This window comes from Bacteroidota bacterium (assembly GCA_036522515.1).
Lineage (GTDB): Bacteria > Bacteroidota > Ignavibacteria > UBA10030 > SZUA-254 > VBOC01.
Genome location: DATDFQ010000029.1, coordinates 1 through 18,035 on the forward strand (window position 1 = coordinate 1; position 18,035 = coordinate 18,035).

Annotated in this window: 15 protein-coding genes; 8 read left to right on the forward strand and 7 right to left on the reverse strand. The window is 57.9% G+C overall.

Going from position 1 to position 18,035, the window contains the following annotated elements:
• The 3 genes from VI215_04640 to VI215_04650 form a co-directional block, all read right to left on the reverse strand.
• A partial coding sequence (locus VI215_04640) for a metallophosphoesterase family protein (protein HEY6191598.1) occupies window positions 1-440 on the reverse strand: 440 nt, incomplete at its 3' end.
• 73 nt (window positions 441-513) lie between these two features.
• Window positions 514-1,785 (reverse strand): asparagine synthetase B, encoded by a 1,272-nt coding sequence (locus tag VI215_04645; GenBank protein HEY6191599.1) that lies wholly within the window; start codon window positions 1,783-1,785, stop codon window positions 514-516.
• A complete protein-coding gene (locus VI215_04650; protein HEY6191600.1) occupies window positions 1,782-3,653 on the reverse strand; it encodes a tetratricopeptide repeat protein in 1,872 nt (623 codons plus the stop codon). The genes VI215_04645 and VI215_04650 overlap by 4 nt, the downstream gene beginning before the upstream one ends.
• Window positions 3,654-3,993: 340 nt before the next feature.
• Here VI215_04650 and VI215_04655 point away from each other — a divergent pair, with 340 nt between their 5' ends.
• The 5 genes from VI215_04655 (at window position 3,994) to VI215_04675 (ending at window position 8,157) form a co-directional block, all read left to right on the forward strand.
• Window positions 3,994-4,209 (forward strand): hypothetical protein, encoded by a 216-nt coding sequence (locus tag VI215_04655; protein ID HEY6191601.1) that lies wholly within the window; start codon window positions 3,994-3,996, stop codon window positions 4,207-4,209.
• Window positions 4,210-4,212: 3 nt separating this feature from the next.
• Window positions 4,213-5,280, forward strand: coding sequence for an MBL fold metallo-hydrolase (locus VI215_04660; GenBank protein HEY6191602.1), 1,068 nt, complete (start codon window positions 4,213-4,215; stop codon window positions 5,278-5,280).
• A 168-nt stretch (window positions 5,281-5,448) separates the two neighbouring features.
• On the forward strand, window positions 5,449-6,156 hold the full coding sequence (locus VI215_04665) for a uracil-DNA glycosylase (GenBank protein ID HEY6191603.1): 708 nt from the start codon (window positions 5,449-5,451) through the stop codon (window positions 6,154-6,156).
• 2 nt (window positions 6,157-6,158) lie between these two features.
• A complete protein-coding gene (locus VI215_04670) occupies window positions 6,159-6,926 on the forward strand; it encodes a glucose 1-dehydrogenase (protein ID HEY6191604.1) in 768 nt (255 codons plus the stop codon).
• A 25-nt stretch (window positions 6,927-6,951) separates the two neighbouring features.
• Complete coding sequence (locus tag VI215_04675; protein ID HEY6191605.1) at window positions 6,952-8,157, forward strand: aminotransferase class I/II-fold pyridoxal phosphate-dependent enzyme; 1,206 nt, start codon at window positions 6,952-6,954, stop codon at window positions 8,155-8,157.
• A gap of 116 nt (window positions 8,158-8,273) precedes the next feature.
• Here VI215_04675 and VI215_04680 read toward each other — a convergent pair whose 3' ends face one another.
• From VI215_04680 to VI215_04695, 4 genes are all read right to left on the reverse strand, one after another.
• Window positions 8,274-8,576 (reverse strand): hypothetical protein, encoded by a 303-nt coding sequence (locus tag VI215_04680; GenBank protein ID HEY6191606.1) that lies wholly within the window; start codon window positions 8,574-8,576, stop codon window positions 8,274-8,276.
• Between the two features lie 177 nt (window positions 8,577-8,753).
• Window positions 8,754-9,701 carry a threonine/serine dehydratase gene (locus VI215_04685; GenBank protein HEY6191607.1) on the reverse strand — a complete coding sequence of 316 codons (948 nt, stop codon included), beginning with the start codon at window positions 9,699-9,701 and terminating at the stop codon, window positions 8,754-8,756.
• A 178-nt stretch (window positions 9,702-9,879) separates the two neighbouring features.
• A complete protein-coding gene (locus VI215_04690; GenBank protein HEY6191608.1) occupies window positions 9,880-10,920 on the reverse strand; it encodes a zinc-binding dehydrogenase in 1,041 nt (346 codons plus the stop codon).
• Between the two features lie 9 nt (window positions 10,921-10,929).
• The gene (locus VI215_04695) at window positions 10,930-12,765 is read right to left on the reverse strand and encodes a phosphoenolpyruvate carboxykinase (GTP) (protein ID HEY6191609.1); all 1,836 of its coding nucleotides are present in this window, start codon (window positions 12,763-12,765) and stop codon (window positions 10,930-10,932) included.
• A gap of 174 nt (window positions 12,766-12,939) precedes the next feature.
• On the opposite strand from VI215_04695, the gene VI215_04700 reads away from it, so the two are divergent.
• The 3 genes from VI215_04700 (at window position 12,940) to VI215_04710 (ending at window position 17,996) form a co-directional block, all read left to right on the forward strand.
• The gene (locus VI215_04700; protein HEY6191610.1) at window positions 12,940-14,445 is read left to right on the forward strand and encodes a peptide MFS transporter; all 1,506 of its coding nucleotides are present in this window, start codon (window positions 12,940-12,942) and stop codon (window positions 14,443-14,445) included.
• 21 nt (window positions 14,446-14,466) lie between these two features.
• Window positions 14,467-16,335 (forward strand): Nramp family divalent metal transporter, encoded by a 1,869-nt coding sequence (locus tag VI215_04705; protein ID HEY6191611.1) that lies wholly within the window; start codon window positions 14,467-14,469, stop codon window positions 16,333-16,335.
• 158 nt (window positions 16,336-16,493) lie between these two features.
• Entirely contained in the window at window positions 16,494-17,996 is a 1,503-nt protein-coding gene (locus tag VI215_04710) for a T9SS type A sorting domain-containing protein (GenBank protein HEY6191612.1), read from the forward strand.
• Window positions 17,997-18,035 lie beyond the last annotated feature (39 nt).

The window sequence follows — 18,035 nt, forward strand, 5'->3', positions numbered from 1 at the left end:
AGGAAGCAAACCGGCTGTGTGAAGTAGTAGAAGTTGAACTGCGCGTCGGCGGGGGAGAGGATGTAATGCCATTCAGCCGGCTCGTACGGCGAGGAATGAACGAAGAGCGAGCCGTCGAGCTCCAGAGTGAAGGGAAGCCGCTGGATGAACTCCACATGTTCCTTCGTGAGCTCCTTGCTCGTCCACTCTGCGGCGGTGCGCGCGAGCGGATTGAAGTACTCCGTTTTGGAGAGCTCGATCGCAGCCTCGTCGTGATTGCCGAGCAGGATGTGTTCGGTCGTTTTCCGCACGAGCTCGATGCACTCGTTGGGGTTCGCCCCGTATCCGATCAGATCGCCCAGGCAGACGACGGCGTCGACGTTTTTTTGCGAGACGATCTCAAGCGACTTCTGGAGCCCCTGGAGATTTGAGTGGATATCTGATAGTACGGCCAGCCGCATCGATGTGAAAAGTTAGTGAAGGGGGGCCGGGGTCCCGGCGTACGACTGCAACGGATTGAGCGACAAACAGTTTCTAGGTCTTTTGCTGTTTCTTCTTTGCGGCCGGAAACAGGATATTGTTGAGGATCAACCTGTAGCCCGGCGAGTTCTTGTGCAATCGCAGGTCCGTGGGCGGATCGCCGACGGCGTGCTGGTAGTCCTCCGGATCGTGTCCTCCGTAAAACGTCCAGGTCCCCCGTCCCAGGTTCCCGTGGATGTACCGCACCTCCTCGGTGCCTTCCTTCTCGGCAAGTATCGTCACGTTTTTCTTAATGAGGCTCTTCTTGAAATTGGTCGTCTGCCCGAGAAAACCCTTGATGATGTTCGCGTGATCCTGGGTCAGCATGGTCGGGACGGGATCGTATTTCGCCGAGAATTCAAATAGCGTGAAATAATCCGTTTCAGGGTTCAGCGTCGCCACCATGTCGCTCGGCGGAATATCGATGTCGGAATACTCGTACCGGAGCGGGTTCATCTCGAGTTTGAAGTTCTCGAACGCCAAACACTGTGAAAAGTCGAGTTTTTTCTGCGCATCGGGGTCGGGGGGATCCCCGTCGTACATGACGTCACAAATGTCGGTATTTTGGGAGGCAAGTGCAATATCATACGTATCGGTCGCCGAGCACATCGCGAACATGAATCCTCCCGCCGCCATATACTCCTTGATCTTCCGGACGACGGCTTTCTTCACCTCGGAGACCTTGCTGAATCCGAGCTCCCTGGCTTTTTTCTCGTAGAGGACCTGTTGTTCCACGTACCAGGGCTGGGACGAATAGTTCGCGTAGAACTTCCCGTACTGCCCCGTAAAATCCTCGTGATGAAGATGGATCCAGTCATACTTGAGGAGCTTATCCTGCAGCACTTCGGGATCCCACACCTTGTCGTACGGAATTTCCGCGTATTCCATCACGAGCGTGACCGCGTCGTCCCACGGCAGAAGATTGGGCGTCACGTAGACGGCGATCTTCGGCGCCTTTTCCAGGCGCACCGCATCCATGTTGTTGTTCTCCGCCTGAACTTCGGAGTAGATCTGGCTCGCCTGAGCGCCGCTGATCTGTTCGAAGAGCACCCCGCGCACGCGGCACTCCTGCGAGATCGCCTCGACGCCGTCGAGCATGAACGAGCCTCCGCGGTAGTTCAGAAGCCAATCGACCTCAATATTTTTCGTGAGGGCCCAGTACGCGATGCCGTACGCCTTGAGGTGGTCGGTTTGCTTCAGGTCCATCGGGATGAGAATCTTCTGTCCCCAGGCGATCGATGCCAGCAGAAACAAGGGCAGAAGCAGCGGCCAGCGAACCCGTTTCATATGTTATCTCCTCTCAGCTCCCGGATTCTGCTGCGCGCCCGCCCGGCGTAAATTGAGTTGGGATACTGTTCCAGCAGCTTCTGATACGTCGCAATCGCGTTCGCCGGATCCTTCAGTCCGAGCCGGTAGACCTCGGCGATCTTCATCACCGTCCTGTCGAGCACGATGCTCTCCGGAAAATCCTTTAGAAGGCGATTATAGACGGCGAGGGCGTCGGCATAGCGTTCGAGCCGGGTCAGCAGGTCGCCGGTGCTCATCAGCGCCTCGTCGACGGCATTCGATTTCGGATAGGACTTCACGATCGATTCAAATGCAGCGAGCGCCTCGGGTATTTTTTGCCGGCGCTTGAGAAGATCCGCCTGCGCGTATTCTCTCAACGAGAGCGAATCCTCCTTAATGTTGTCCTGGATGAAGATCTGCAGGCTCAGCGCGTCGTTTGTGACGTCGGAGCCGGCGTTCCGGGTGAGGTCTTTGAGCTTGCCGAGCGCATCCTGAAACTTTGTCCGGAAATAATCAAGCTCCGCCAGGCGCAGCGCGGCGGTCTCCTGCCGCGGGTTGACGATCAGCCCCTGACCGGCGAGGATCCGGTACTCGGCTCCCGCCTTATCGAGCTCCCCCTGTGTCAGGTAGACGTCCCCGAGCCGGAGCGTGGCCTCCTCGAGGACCCCGGGGAACATCGCATACCGGGAGGAGAGGTTTTCGAGTTCGGCCCTGGCGCCGGGAAGGTCGAACAACTTCTCCTGCTTCAAGGTCGCGATGCGCAGCATCGAACGGGCGGCAATCTCCGTCGTTGGAAATTCCTTGATGACCTGCTCGTACGCCGCGATCGCTCCGCCGTAGAGCGGGTTTCCCCCGGATTCGCGCGGCGCCTTCGCGCCGAACGGATCGACTCCGCCGAACAGGTTCAGCGTATCGCTCTCGGATTGGATCTCCTCCTGCGTATGCGCGTAACCGAACTTCACGAGCGCCATCTGATCGAACTTCGGGAATTTCTCCACGATGCCCGTGAACGCTTTTGCGGCGACAGCGTAGGCCTTCTCGTTCAGCGCGCGGGTGGCGAAACCGAACATCTCGTGTCCCTCCGCGTGCGCCTTCTCGTCGATGACCTTATAGACCTCGAATGCTTGGTCGTAATGCTTCCCCTCCATGTAGAGCCAGGCGAGCATTTGCTGGAAGGCCAGGTTTCCCGGTTCCGCCTTTGCCGCCTTCTCGACGGTGAGCGTTGCCGCGCCGAGCCCTTCCGGGCGGCCGGTATAGGTTGCGATGCGGGATTCCACATAGCCGAGCTGCACGGGATTTTGCCTGACCATGTCGAGATATTCCGCGGTCGCCTCGGGATACTTTAATGTGATGGAGTAAAGATAAGCGATGTCCGACGCGAAGAGGGCCGGATCTCCGCACGCGACACGGCCGCGCCTGTAAACTTTTATCGCCCTCTCGAATTGTCTGGTTTGCAGCATCGAGCTCCCGACCATCCGGTAGGTCACCTCATGTTTGGGGTCCGCGTTGATCGCACGCTCCCAGATCGCATCGGCCTTGGGCTCGTCCGACCTGAGCAGGTAAACGGATGCGAGACTCGACAGCAGCGTGACGTTATCGGGCATCTTTTTGATCATCCGCTCGAGGAGCGGGATCGCGTTGTCGTACCACTTGAGCTGCATGTAATCGCGCCGCAGGGCTTCGAAGACCACCATGTTCGACGAGTCTTTCGCATAGATCGATTGATAGATCTTCACGGCCGACTCGAAATCCCCGCTCTGCTCATAGCTTTCCGCGAGACGGAATTGCATGTCGGAGGGGTTCGCCTGGGAGCGCGCCTGAGAGGCGATCGCGGCGGTGAGCGCGAAAAGGACGAAAAAATTTCTCATAAATGACATTCCTAATATAGTAAAAAAACGGCGGTCAATGCAACGGCCTTCCTGGTTCTCCTTACGCGACCTGAAGGTCGCGCCTACCGATGCATCGGGCTCGGTAGCCGCAGCCTTTAGGCTGCGGGTGTTCGGATGGGTTGTTGAAATTCACCTACCACCTGCAACGCTCGTCCCTTGCATTTATCAGAACAACTTACTTTATTAATTGGTTTGGACACCCTCAACCATCGTTACGAAAGGAGGAAGGATTTATGCAGCCATGCTCCAATCCTGAATTCCTGGTTTCGACCGAGTCGGGGAACGCTGTCAGTCCCCCCGCTGAGAGGAGAGCGTAATCATGTTGAGTCCGGAGGAGTATCGCGTCGAACAGAAGGAATTGGCAGGCCTTCAAGTGAACATCACTTCTTACAAATTCGGTGAACAGTACCACTGCCATATATCGAACATTGATCCCGGTGCGACCATCGTGCGCACGGAAGGCCTCACGCGGGAAGAAGCCGAACTGGAGGCGCTCTCCCGGGCGCTGCAGCGGCTGAAAGGAAAATCGGGGTAGATCTTGATCTTTCAGCAATTCCGTCACGAACAGGGAGGATGCCTTTCCTACCTGATAGGTTGCACCCAGAAGCAAGTTTGCGCCGTGATCGATCCGCAGCACGAGATCGATCCCTACCTCCGGTACGCCGCCGGCCACGGGATGCAGATCACGCATATCATCGAGACGCACGCCCAGGCCGATCATCTCTCCGGCGCAAAACGGCTTGCCGCAGCGAGCGGGGCCGAGATCTATTTCCATGAGTCCCTCGTCACGAAATTCCCGGTGAAGGGCATCAAGGATGGCGAGGAGATCAAGGTCGGAAATATTCTTCTCAAGATCCTTCACACACCCGGCCATACCCCCGATAGCATCAGTATCCTCGTGAGCGACACGACCCGCAGCAAAGAACCCTGGCTCGTGCTCACCGGCGACACGCTCTTCGTGGGAGACACCGGCCGTCCGGATCTCGACGGAAGCGGGGAGCTTCTCTACGACAGCATCTGGGGAAAATTGATGAGGCTCGACGACGCCGTGGAGATCTATCCGACGCACTTCGCCGGTTCTTCGTGCGGGAAGGCGATGAGCCCGAAGCCGAACTCCACGATCGGGTTCGAGAGGCGGCACAACCCGGCCCTTCAGGTGAAGTCGAAACAGGAATTCGTCGATTTCGTGATGGCCGATCTGCCGGTTCAGCCCCCCCGGTTCAAAAAAGTGCGGCAGTACAACCTCGGGTATCTGTCCGACCCCCCGATCGAAAGGACCTACGACATGGCGGCTCTTCAAATCACGCCGGAACAGTTGAAAGAGAGGCTCGACAGGGGAGATCACCCGATGATCCTCGATGTGCGGGAGCCGTCGGAACAGGAAATCGTCAACATCGGAGGAACCCTCATCCCGCTGGGGCAGCTTCCGAGACGCTACACCGAACTCGATTCCGACCAGGAGATCATCGTCTATTGCCACCACGGAAACCGCAGCCAGAGAGCCGTGGAGTTCCTGTACGAGAAAGGCTTCAAGAACGTGAAGAACCTGACCGGAGGAATCGACGCCTGGTCCGTAAAGGTCGACCGGAAAGTTCCGCGCTACTAGGAATCGGCAGCGTCTCGGCTTCCCCCAAGCTCGTCATCCCGACATGTTTTAGGTCGGGATCTTTCTAAAAACGTTGGAAGATGCTGACCTGAAGCATGTCAGCATGACGAGTTCAGAAGAAATAGGACCGGACTGAGGCACTACCGAAGGAGCTCCCACCAGAACCCAATGGCTGCCAACGCCCTACAAGCCCTCCAGCGTACCGTCGTCCGGTGCAGGATTTGCCCGCGGCTCGTGGCGTGGAGAGAGACGGTCGCCGATGAGAAGGTGGCCCGCTTCAAGGATTCGACCTATTGGGGTAAACCTGTCCCGAGCATCGGAGACCCGAATGCGCGGCTCCTCATCGTCGGGTTAGCCCCCGCGGCCCACGGAGGGAACCGGACCGGGCGGATGTTCACCGGCGACCGGAGCGGCGACTGGCTCTATGCGACGCTCCATAAGGCGGGTTTCGCGGACCGGCCGGCCTCAATTTCCCGGGATGACGGAATGCGCCTGACCGATTGCTACATCACCGCCTCGGCGCGGTGCGCTCCGCCACAAAACAAGCTTCTGCCATCGGAGTTGCGAAACTGCCGGGGATATTTGCTGAAAGAAATCCGCCTCCTTCCGCGTGTGCGCGTGATCGTGGCGCTCGGGAAGGTCGCTTTCGACACGGCCTTCGATGCATTCCGGGAACTCGGGTTGACCCCTTCTGCGCGGCGGCCCGCCTTCGGTCATGGAGCGGAATACAAACTCAATGACCGCCAGACGTTGATCGGGTCGTACCATCCGAGCCAGCAAAACACCTTCACCGGGAAACTGACCCAACCGATGTTCACCGCAATATTTCGCAGAGCCAACCGGATCATATCTACCACGCACTCCCAGAAGGGCTGATAATGGATCAGGATTTTTCCGGCAAAGTTTTTGTCGTCACAGGCGCCTCGAGCGGCATCGGAAAGGCGACAGCGCTGATGGCCGCGGCCCGCGGGGCGAAGGTTTCCTTTGCCGCGCGACGGGAAAAGGAACTGAAAACTCTTTCCGCATCCTTCCCGCCGGAACAGGTGGAAGTGATCGCAGCCGACGTGACGAACGAAGAGGACCGGCGCCGGATCGTGAACCGGACTCTCGAACGGTTCGGCGGCATCGACGTGCTGGTGAACGCGGCAGGCATCATCGCAAGCGGGACGATAGAGACCACGACCCTCGACGAGTGGGACCGGATGTTCGATATCAATATCCGGTCGTTGTTCCGGCTTACTCAGCTTGCCCTCCCCTCTATAATAGAGCGTAAGGGCAACATCGTCAATCTCTCGAGCGTGACCGGTATCCGGGCGTTTCCCGGCGTTCTCTCCTACTGCGTCAGCAAAGCGGGCGTCGACCAACTGACGCATTGCGCGGCCCTCGAGCTGGGTCCGAAGGGCGTGCGGATGAACGCGGTCGATCCGGGGGTGGTCGTCACCAACCTCCACCGAACGAGCGGAATGGCGGAAGAGGCGTACGGAAAATTCCTGGAGCACAGCAAGACGACTCATCCGATCGGACGCGTCGGTTCCCCCGAGGAAGTTGCAGACCTGATTCTCTTTCTCGCCTCGGATCGCGCAGGATGGATTACCGGAGGAAGTTTCAGCATCGACGGCGGGCGCTCCCAAACCTGCGCGCGTTGATTTCCACCAAATGAAACGGCAGACAATGAAAGCATCAAAAGCGGGACGCCTCTCCCTGGCAACCAGGGCGATCCACGGAAAACATCTCCACGCATTCAAGGGGCCCGTCACGACACCGATCTATCAGACGAGCACCTACCGGTTTGAGAATTCCAGCGACGCGATCCGGTATGCGAAGGGGGATCCCACTGTGTATGTCTATACCCGGTACCACAATCCGACCGTGAACGAAGCCGAAGACCGGATCGCCCTGATGGAGGGGGCGGAGGCCGCGGCGCTCTTCTCATCGGGTATGGCCGCGATTTCAACGGCGATCATGGCTGTTTGCCGGTCCGGTGACGAAATGGTCAGCACTCCGGCACTCTATGGAGGGAGTTACCGGTTCTTCCGCGATACGCTCCCTTCCTTTCAGATCGGAGTCAGCTATGTCGAGCCGAACTCTCTCGACGATTTGCTCTACCTCATTACTCCGAGGACGAAAGTCGTCTATATAGAGACCCCGACGAACCCCACCCTGAGCCTGGTCGATCTCGAAAAAGCCATTCGGCTGACGCGCCGGGCTGAGAAAGAATTCCGGACAAAGATCACCGTCATGATCGACAATACGTTTGCCAGTATTGTCAATCAGCGGCCGTTCGAGTACGGTGCGGACGTGATCGTGGAAAGTACCACGAAATATCTCGGCGGGCACGCCGATCTCATGGGCGGTGTGGTCGTCGGCAGGCGAGGGTTCATCGCCAAAGTGAAGGGGTTGGCCAAGCATCTCGGCGGATGCGCCGATCCGTTTGCCGCATTCCTCCTCGAACGGAGCCTGAAGACGTTCGACCTCCGGGTCAACCGCCAGACCGATAACGCGATGCAGCTTGCGCGCGCTCTGGAGAAACACCCGAAAGTTTCACGCGTCCTCTATCCGGGACTGCGCTCCCATCCGCAGCACACGCTGGCGAAAAAGCAGATGTCGGGGTTCGGGGGCATGGTGACGGTCGAGGTGAAGGGTGGAGTGAAGGCGGCTGTGCGGGTCTGCGACAATCTGAAGGTTGCCGTCAACGCGATGTCGCTCGGCGGAGTTGAAACTCTGGTCAGCATCCCGGTCTATTCCTCCCATATCAACATGAGCGCAGCCGAGCTGAAGAGTCACGGTGTGACGCCCGGAATGATCCGGATATCGGTTGGTGTGGAGGGGGTGGAAGACCTGATCGCGGACTTCCATCAGGCGCTAAAGAAGGCCTAATGTCATCCTGAGCACGTCCGCTTCGCTCAGTGTAAACTCCGCGAAGGATCTCCCGCCCTCGGGATAGGAGATCCTTCGCGTTACTACGTGCCGCTCAGGATGACACGGACAGCCTACTATCCTTCGATTCTGAAAATCTCCCGCCGTCCTGTGTCGATGAGCTCGTGGTAGTTCTTCATGATCTTCTGGAATTTTGGATCCGTCATCGCCTCTTGTGCCTGCTTGCCGAAATCGTCGAGGTTCTTGACTTCAGATTCCGCCACCACTGTCCAGTAGCGTTCCGCGGAAAGGTCTGTTGACACCCGCATGGACGAAACGTATCCCATTTTTGTCATAAGCTTTGCCAGGTCCTTGAACTTATCGACCATCGGCTTGACCTGGCCCGGCTTGCAGTGCATTACATCTCGGATGAGGTACATGGCGGTCCCCTTTATATGATTTTGATTTACGGTGAGGGTTAAGAAACAGGTAGGTAAATTTAGTAATTCGGCAAAAAAATGTCAACTCAGATTGTCATCCTGAGCGCAGCGAAGGATCTCCGGCCTCAATCGCATAGATCCTTCGGTCGCTCCGCTCCCTCAGGATGACACGCCGGTTCAGAGTACTTGCTTCAACATCTCCGGCTCCACGTTCCCTCCGCTGACTATCGCACAGACCCTCTTTCCGGTCGCCCCGATCGCCCTCTTCATGACCGCCGCGGGTGCGACCGCCCCGGTCGGCTCAACGACGATTTTCATCCTCTGGGCGAAGAATCTCATCATCGGGGGGATATCCTCGTCCTCGATTGTGATCATATCGTCCACATTCTTGAGGATAATCTCGAAATTGAGCTCCCCGACGGAGAGCGTGCGCATCCCGTCGGCGATCGTCTTGACGGACGGAAGTTTTACGAGCTTCCGGGAGTGGAACGAGCGGTAACAATCGTCGGCTCCCTTCGTCTCCACTCCGATAACCCGGACCCCCGGGAAGAGCGCTTTCGCCGCGATCGAGCATCCGGAGATCAATCCCCCGCCCCCGACCGGAACAACCAGGTAATCGAGCTCCTTGATGTCCTGAAAAATCTCGAGGGCCGCGGTTCCCTGCCCCGCGATGAGCGTCGGGTCGTTGAACGGATGGACGAGCGTGTAGCCTGATTTCTTGATGAGTTCGTCGGTGGTGCGCTCCCGGTCGTCTGTTGTGTTGCCGCAGAAGACAATCTCGGCGCCGTAGGATTTTGTCGCCTCGACTTTTCCGGGGACGGAATCGTGCGGCATCACGATGACGGCTTTCACGCCGAAGAGTTTGCACGCAAGCGCAACACCCTGTGCATGATTGCCCGACGAGTGGGCGATGACGCCCGCCCGTTTCTGCTCGGCGGTCAGCGATGCGATCTTGTTGTATGCCCCCCTGAACTTGAACGCCCCCACCCGCTGGAAATTCTCGGCTTTGAAGTAAACTTCGTTGCCTGAGATGTCGTTGAACGTGCGCGAAGAGAGAAGCGGTGTCTTGTGGACGACGGGACGCAGGACCTTGTATGCGGATTCGATATCGGAGAAGGAGACCATCGCGGCAGATCAATGAGTCAATATTCGCTCGTGTCGCATATTCGTGTTATCTCGTCATCCCGACATGTTTTAGGTCGGGATCTTCCTAAATGCGTTGCAAGATGCTGACCAGAAGCATGTCAGCATGACGAGGTGGAGAGAGAATCCGTCAAACTGAAACATTACCGGGCGCCAAGGGTCAGATTTCTAATATGATCTTCCCGCTATTGGCTCTCTCCTGCATGCGCCGCTGGGCGTCGGCGGCCTTGGCAAGCGGAAAGACTTGATCGATAACGGGATGGAGCCGGCGTTTGTCCTTTCCTCCCTCGAAGAGCTTCAGGACTTCGATCAATTCACCCTTCGTCCCCATCCACGAGCCGAAGATCGTCTGGTGGCGGGCGTAGACGTAGCGGATATCGAGCTTTGCGGTAAACTCTCCGGTCGCGCCGCAGGTGACGAGCCGGCCCCCCTTCGCAAGCACGGTGATACTCTTTTCAAACACCTCGCCGCCGATATGCTCGAAGACAATATCGACGCCCTTCTTGTTCGTCATCCGCCGGACCTCCTCGGCGAAATCGACGTTGCGATAGTTGATCAGTTCGTGCGCTCCGAGCTCTTTCCCTCTCCGCAGTTTTTCGTCAGATCCGGCCGTGGCGATAATCCGCGGTCCGAAGAGCGCCGCGACCTGAATGGCGGCGGAGCCGACTCCGCTTCCGGCGCCATGAACGAGCACCGTCTCGCCCGGCCTGATCGCGGTGAGCGTGACGAGCATATGCCATGCGGTCAGAAAAACAACCGGTATGGCGGCCGCCTCGTTGAAATCCAGTCCCTCCGGAATGGGCACGCAGTTCACCGCCGGGACTTTCACGACCTCGGCGTACGTGCCGTCTTCCCGCACCCCGAGCACGCGATATGAGGGGCAAATATTATCGCGCCCGCTGAGGCACATCTGGCAATGGCCGCATGAAAGTCCGGGACAAATCAGCACCCGGTCTCCCGGTTTGAGCCAGTCCACGTCGCTTCCCGCCTCGAGAATCACACCGGAGCCGTCGGAGCCGGGGATGTGCGGGAGGGGAATGTTCCGTTCGCGCGCGCCGTTCGTCACCCAGAGATCGAGGTGGTTGAGCGCGGCAGCCTTCATCTGAATGAGTGCGTCGCGCGGCCCCGCCGTTGGCGCCGGAGCGTCTTCATATCGGAGAACTTCCGGACCGCCGAATGTGTGGAAGCGTGCCGCCTTCATGGTGGGAATCTATCGTTCGGAAGCGAGTTCCCAGTGGACGGGAGACCGCCAGAGGCTGGAGAGAGTCAATTCACGCATGAAGATGAACTCTTTCGGGAGCTTGTCATAGAGTCTTGAGAAAAACTCCTCGTGCGAGAGGAGCTCCTTCTTCCAGTCTTCGCTGTTCACCGACATGGCGAGGTTGAACTTCTCCCTGGAGAACTCTTCGAGCCCGTTCCAGCAGATATCCTCGTATCTCGGCATCCACCCAAGCGGGCTTTCGATCCCGTACCCGTGACCGCGGGCGCGGTCGACGATCCATTTGAGGATCCGCATGTTTTCGGAGAAGCCCGGCCACAGGAACTTTCCGTTCTCGTCTTTTCGGAACCAGTTCACGGTAAAGATCCGGGGCGGGTTCGGCAGGTTTCGTCCGAACTGGAGCCAGTGGTTGAAGTAGTCGGCCATGTGGTAGCCGCAGAATGGGAGCATCGCCATCGGATCCCTTCGGACTTTCCCAAGGTCTCCGGCCGCGGCCGCAGTGGTCTCGGAGCCCATGGTGGCTGCGGCATAGACGCCGAAATTCCAATTCGCGGATTGAAGAACGAGGGGCTGGACTCCGCTTCTCCTTCCGCCGAAGACGAATGCGCCGATGGGAACCCCTTTCGGGTCCTCCCAGGCGGAATCTACGATGGGGTTTTGAGTGGCCGGAGCTGTGAACCGGGCGTTCGGATGCGCGGCCGGACGGCCCGAGCCGGGGGTCCATTCTTCCCCCTGCCAGTCTACGAGCCTGGGCGGCGGGGTCTCGGTCATCCCCTCCCACCAGACGTCTCCGTCGGGGGTCAGCGCCACGTTCGTGAAAATAGTGTTCGCCCGAATGCACTTCATGGCGTTGGGGTTCGTCTTGTCTGACATTCCCGGGGCCACGCCGAAATATCCGGCTTCGGGGTTTATCGCGTAAAGTCTGCCGTCCTCGCCCGGCTTGATCCAGGCGATGTCGTCCCCCACGGTCGTCACCTTCCAGCCGTCAAATGCCTTCGGCGGTATGAGCATCGCAAAATTTGTTTTCCCGCAGGCGCTTGGAAACGCCGCGGCCACATACGTTTTTTCTCCCTGGGGAGACTCGACGCCGAGGATCAGCATGTGCTCGGCGAGCCATCCCTCGTCTCTGGCCATCGTGGAAGCGATCCTCAGGGCGAAGCATTTTTTGCCGAGGAGGGCGTTGCCGCCGTAGCCGCTGCCGAACGACCAGATCGTCCGCTCTTCCGGAAAGTGGACGATGTACTTGTGTTCCTTATTCGAGGGCCACGGAACGTCCTTTTCTCCCGGTGAGAGCGGCATTCCGACGGAATGGAGGCACGGGACAAAGTCGCCGTCGCCGAGCGCCTCGAGAACTTTCGTCCCCATCCGCGTCATGATTTTTGTGCTGACCACCACGTAGGGAGAATCCGTAATTTGCACCCCGATGTAGGAGATGTTCGATCCGAGCGGTCCCATGCTGAAGGGGATGACATACATCGTCCGCCCGCGCATGCAACCGGCGAAGAGCTTGCTCAGAGACGCCTTCATCTCTTTCGGGTTCACCCAGTTGTTCGTCGGCCCGGCGTCGTCTTTTCTGACGCTGCAAATGAAGGTCCGGTCCTCCACCCTCGCGACGTCGCTCTTGTCCGAACGTGCGAGAAAACTGTTGGGCCGTTTCTTCTCGTTCAGCCGGATGAAGGTCCCCGACTCGACGAGTTTATTGGAGAGCTCCTCCGATTCTGCCTCGGAGCCATCGCACCAATGGATCGCCGAAGGACGGCAGAGGAACGAGATCTCGTCCACCCAGGCAAGCAACTTTACATTCTTGACGCTATTTCGAGAAAGCATGTGCGGGAGCCTTCGGGAATCGTAAAAGTGAGCTGAAATTTGGAACCGGAAAGCGACTCAAGATACGGAAAAAAAGACGGATGAACAACAAACCTTGCTTCTCATAACTCCTTTAAGTACTTTAAAAGACGATAATTAGGCTACTATTGAAGTACACCGGGAAGAGTTTAGACCATGAGTGACGAAAGCCGGGCTGCCGCCGGGATCGCGCCGAGCGAAAAAACATTTCTCGGCCATCCCCGGGGACTCGCGACGCTCTTTGCCACCGAGATGTGGGAACGGTTCAGTTACTATGGCATGCGCGCTCTCCTCATCCTCTACATGACTGCGGATGCGACGAAGGGCGGTTTGCAGTTTGACGTTCCGACCGCCGGCTCGATCTACGGAATGTACACGGCGATGGTCTACATGACAGGCCTCCCCGGCGGATGGATTGCCGACAGGTTTCTCGGGCAACGAAAGGCGGTTCTCTTCGGCGGCATTATCATCGCCCTCGGCCATTTCAGCATGGCGTTTCACGGCAACTGGTTTTTCTTCCAGGGCCTCGTGCTCATCGTCCTCGGAACGGGACTTCTCAAACCGAATATCAGCACGATGGTGGGAGCGCTCTACTCCGAGACCGATTCCCGCCGTGATGCCGGATTCTCCATCTTCTATGTGGGCATAAATCTGGGCGCCCTGATCTCCCCCATCGTTTGCGGTTATCTGGGGCAAAAGGTCGACTGGCACTACGGGTTCGCTGCGGCGGGTATCGGGATGACGCTCGGGCTCATTCAGTATGTGCGGGGCGGGAAGTATCTCGGCCAGGCCGGATTGCATCCGCCGGGCAGCCATCAAACGGAGAACCACGCGCGGCACAAGCTACAATTCATGAAGGCGGCCGGGGGGTTGATTGGCGTGATCGCGCTGATTCTGGTTCTGAACATGTCCGGGGTCCTCAATATTACGGTATCCGGCCTGAGCAAGACATTGGGAACGGTCATACTCCTGATGCCGGTTCTATACTTCGTCTGGGTCTTCGTCAAGGGAGAGTGGACGAGCGTCGAACGGAAGCGTATTGCTGTCGTCGCGATTCTCTTTCTGTTCACCGTGCTCTTCTGGTCCGCATTTGAGCAGGCCGGTTCGACACTCAATCTCTTCGCGGACCGCCTGACGGACAATCACTTTTTAGGTTTCGCGTTCCCATCAAGCTGGTTGCAGTCGGTGAACTCGCTCTTCCTCGTTATCTTTGCGGGAGTCTTTGCCGCCATCTGGGTCAAGCTCGGCAAGCGGGAGCCTTCGAGCCCTGCAAAGTTTGCCCTCGGACTCTTTTTTGTCGGCCTCGGCTATCTCATTCTCTCATGGGGGGCTCACCTCTCCGGCCCGGAGCAGGCGCGCGTCAGCCCGATGTGGCTCGTGGCGGTCTACCTCTGTCACACGGTCGGGGAACTCTGCCTCAGTCCGGTCGGACTCAGTACCGTGACCAAGCTCGCGCCCCAGCGAATCGCGGGCCAGATGATGGGAATCTGGTTCCTCACGATTGCTCTGGGTAATTATATCGGCGGCCAGGTGGCCGGGCTCTTTGAAACGATGCCGCTGCCGACCCTCTTTCTCACGATTTTTGGAACGACCGGTGTGGCAGCGCTCATCCTCGCATTTCTTGTCAAGCCGATTCGGAAACTTATGGGCGGTGTCCATTAGGGAGGCGGCGACCAGGTTGTAATGCACTTCACCCCTGACAAATCGAGCGTTTCTCTCTCCGAGGTTCACCGGTCGGTTCCGGTCCCTTCCCACTTCGGAGTCGTCCGGAAGATGTTTGCGTTCGCGGGCCCGGCTTATCTGGTCAGCGTAGGGTATATGGACCCCGGCAACTGGGCCACAGACCTCGAGGGAGGAGCGAGGTTCGGATATCAGCTCGTCTGGGTGTTGCTGATGTCGAACCTGATGGCGATCCTCCTCCAGACGCTCTCCGCGAGGATGGGCATCGTAACGGGGCGGGATCTCGCCCAGTCGTGCCGCGACCGGTATCCCGCTCCGATCGCATTCGCGCTCTGGGTCTTATGCGAAATCGCGATCGCCGCCTGCGACCTCGCCGAGGTTCTCGGCACCGCGATCGGCCTGAACCTTCTCTTCAAGGTGCCCCTCCTCTACGGCGTGATTATCACCGGATTCGATACGATGTTGTTCCTCGTGATCCAGAATCTCGGCATCAGGAAGATGGAAGCCTTCATCCTGATCCTGATCACGACCATCGGCATCTGCTTTTCCATTGAGATGTTTCTTTCCCATCCCGTTTGGTCTGAGGCTGCGGCCGGCCTCGTGCCCCGCCTGAGCGCCGACAGCCTGTTTGTGGCGATCGGCATCCTCGGCGCCACGGTGATGCCGCACAATCTTTATCTTCACTCGGCCCTTGTTCAAACCCGCGATGTCGGTCAAACGCCCGAAGGCAAGCGGACCGCCTGCAAGTACAATCTCATCGATACCGCCGTTGCGCTTAATGCGGCGCTCTTTGTGAATGCCGCGATTTTGATGGTTTCGGCCGCGGTGTTCTTCAAGAACGGGGTCGTCGTCACCCAGATACAACAGGCGCATCAGCTTCTCACACCCTTGCTGGGAACAACCCTCGCGAGCACGCTCTTTGCGGTTGCCCTGATTTCATCCGGCCAGAGTTCGACGCTCACAGGCACGCTCGCCGGCCAGATCGTGATGGAAGGATTTCTCAGGTTTAAGATCCGGCCGATCCTGCGCCGCCTCATCACAAGGCTCATCGCGATCGTCCCGGCCGTCGTCGTGATCGGCACCCGCGGGGAGGAAGGATCGTACGGCCTGCTCATTCTGAGCCAGGTAATCCTCAGCCTTCAGCTCCCGTTTGCGGTCATACCCCTGATTCAGATGACGAGCGAAAAGGGGAGAATGGGCGAATTTACCAATAAGACCTGGGTTAAGATCCTCGCCTGGATCACGGCCGTCATCATCGTCGGCCTGAACACCAAACTTGTGTTCGGGGCGATTTCAGACTGGATTGCCGACGCGGGTCCGAATGCGTTCTGGATCTGGGTCACGGTGGTGCCGATTGCAATCGGATGTGCCCTGCTGCTCGTCTACCTTTCAGTTCCCGAGTCGTGGCGCAGGAAAAAGGCCGCGCCGCGCGCCGCGGCTCCTGTCGTGCTGACGGAGCAAAAGTACTCGCGGATCGGAGTCGCGGTCGATTACGGGGCGATCGACGCGAAGGTTCTCTCCCACGCGCAAACGCTCGCGCATCAGCACAAGGCGGAGCTCTTTCTCTTCCACATTGTGGAAGGAGTGAGCGGGCAGTTATACGGAAAGGATGCATATGACGATGAGGCGAGAAACGATGCGGAGCAACTTGAAGGAATCGCCAAACAACTTGAAAAGGCGGGTATCAAATCAACTCCCGCGCTGGGGTTCGGGCGGGTGCCGGAGCAACTTGTCCGGCTTGCGGAGGAACACCATATAGATTTGCTCGTCATGGGAGGCCACCGCCACCGCGGGCTGATGGATCTTATCCTCGGTGCGACGGTTTCGAAAGTCAGACACCGCTTGTCGATCCCCGTGCTGGTGGTGCAGTAAGGAGCCCGACATCTGGACTTCGATATAAAAAGGAGGATTACGCCAATCATATTCACACATTCAGGAGAACCGATATGAGAATTGTAACCCTTTTCATGACATGGGTGTTGGTCGCAGTCCCCCTCCCTGGCCGCTCTCAACCAGCGTTCTCCGGCGAAATGAGTAAGATCCGGGATTTCTTTCCGAAACCTCCCGCCGGATTTTTCAACAAGGATAACACCTCCCGGCAGCATCTTCTTCCTCCGATGAAGACCGGACTCCCAGCGAACCTACCGGCTCACCGGGAGCGCGTTCAGTCACTCACGAACGCCGCCCGCATATTCCTCAGTCAACAGTGGACCGACACCGTCTGGACCAACATCGGGCGAGACAGCGCGGACTATGATGCGGATGGAAATGAAACCGCGCATTTGCATCAGGTCTGGAATGATAGCGGAAGCGTATGGGTCAACGACCAGCGGACCAGCACCGTCTGGGTGAACGGGCTGCCGGTCAGTTACGTCCTCCAGACCTGGAGCGGGAGCGCATGGATAAACTCTTCGGATATTTTATATACATACGATCTTCAGGGCCATCGCACAGGCTATTCGACTCAGAACTGGGGCGACAGCGTCTGGGTGAACGTCGATCAGGAGCTCTTCACCTTCGACGTGAACGGGCACCAAACAAGCCACACGTATCAGCACTGGAGCGACAGCGCATGGGCAAATCTCTCTCTGTTACTCTTCACCTACGACGCAAACGGGAATCAGTTAACCGCAACGGGGCAGACCTGGAACGGAAGCGCATGGGTAAATATCGTCCTTTTCAGTTCCACCTATGATCCGAACGGGCATGTGACGAACAATCTGACACAGAGCTGGAACGGAACCGCATGGGTGAACCAGTTTCAGGAATTCATCTCGTATGGCGCGAACGGTCTTCCGGTGGATGATTCGTCACAGACCTGGAACGGCACCGGATGGGTGGGCGAGGATCATCTGATCTTTACCTATGATCTGAGCGGGCATATGATCACCCGCGTGATTCAAGTGTTCTTTTTCAATAAATGGACCAATGATTCAAAGGATAGCGTCACGTATGACGGGAGCGGGCACGAAATCAATGTTCTGTCACAGGTGTGGTCGATAGACAGCATATGGGAGAATTACACACAGGAGACATACACCTACGATGCGTTTGGAAACCTCACGAGCGAGTTTCCCCAGACCTGGAACGGCAGCGCATGGGTGAACAGCGCCCTCTTCACATACACATTCGATTCAATCGGACGCAGCACCGGGATTTTGTTCCAGACCTGGAACGGAAGCGGCTGGGCGAATAATTTTAGGGTTGTCGACACTTGGCTGGAGGTGACCGCGGTGAAGGAGCATCCCGCCGCACCGCTGCAATACAGCCTGGCTAACAATTATCCCAATCCCTTCAACCCGACGACCGTTATTCGCTATTCCATAGCCGCAGGCGGGCAGGCTGCCGTGCGCACGCGATTGAAAATCTACGACGTACTTGGCCGATTGGTGGCAACCCTTGTCGACGATGAACGGCAGCCGGGAGAGTACAGCGTGCAGTGGGATGCGCGCAACGCGCCGAGCGGGGTCTACTTTTACAGGCTGCAGGCGGGGGCGTTCACCGAGGCGAAAAAACTGATCCTCACGAAGTGATATTGACTACGTGTTTCTTCTACCGAAGAGTTATTCGGA

Excerpts from the sequence above, each read along its gene's own strand:
- VI215_04710 (HEY6191612.1), top strand. The coding sequence starts at position 16,494 with ATGAGTAAGATCCGGGATTTCTTTCCGAAACCTCCCGCCGGATTTTTC.
- VI215_04700 (HEY6191610.1), top strand. The coding sequence starts at position 12,940 with ATGAGTGACGAAAGCCGGGCTGCCGCCGGGATCGCGCCGAGCGAAAAA.
- VI215_04680 (HEY6191606.1), bottom strand. The coding sequence starts at position 8,576 with ATGTACCTCATCCGAGATGTAATGCACTGCAAGCCGGGCCAGGTCAAG.
- VI215_04675 (HEY6191605.1), top strand. The coding sequence starts at position 6,952 with ATGAAAGCATCAAAAGCGGGACGCCTCTCCCTGGCAACCAGGGCGATC.
- VI215_04655 (HEY6191601.1), top strand. The coding sequence starts at position 3,994 with ATGTTGAGTCCGGAGGAGTATCGCGTCGAACAGAAGGAATTGGCAGGC.
- VI215_04685 (HEY6191607.1), bottom strand. The coding sequence starts at position 9,701 with ATGGTCTCCTTCTCCGATATCGAATCCGCATACAAGGTCCTGCGTCCC.
- VI215_04650 (HEY6191600.1), bottom strand. The coding sequence starts at position 3,653 with ATGAGAAATTTTTTCGTCCTTTTCGCGCTCACCGCCGCGATCGCCTCT.
- VI215_04690 (HEY6191608.1), bottom strand. The coding sequence starts at position 10,920 with ATGAAGGCGGCACGCTTCCACACATTCGGCGGTCCGGAAGTTCTCCGA.
- VI215_04670 (HEY6191604.1), top strand. The coding sequence starts at position 6,159 with ATGGATCAGGATTTTTCCGGCAAAGTTTTTGTCGTCACAGGCGCCTCG.
- VI215_04705 (HEY6191611.1), top strand. The coding sequence starts at position 14,467 with ATGCACTTCACCCCTGACAAATCGAGCGTTTCTCTCTCCGAGGTTCAC.
- VI215_04695 (HEY6191609.1), bottom strand. The coding sequence starts at position 12,765 with ATGCTTTCTCGAAATAGCGTCAAGAATGTAAAGTTGCTTGCCTGGGTG.
- VI215_04665 (HEY6191603.1), top strand. The coding sequence starts at position 5,449 with ATGGCTGCCAACGCCCTACAAGCCCTCCAGCGTACCGTCGTCCGGTGC.
- VI215_04645 (HEY6191599.1), bottom strand. The coding sequence starts at position 1,785 with ATGAAACGGGTTCGCTGGCCGCTGCTTCTGCCCTTGTTTCTGCTGGCA.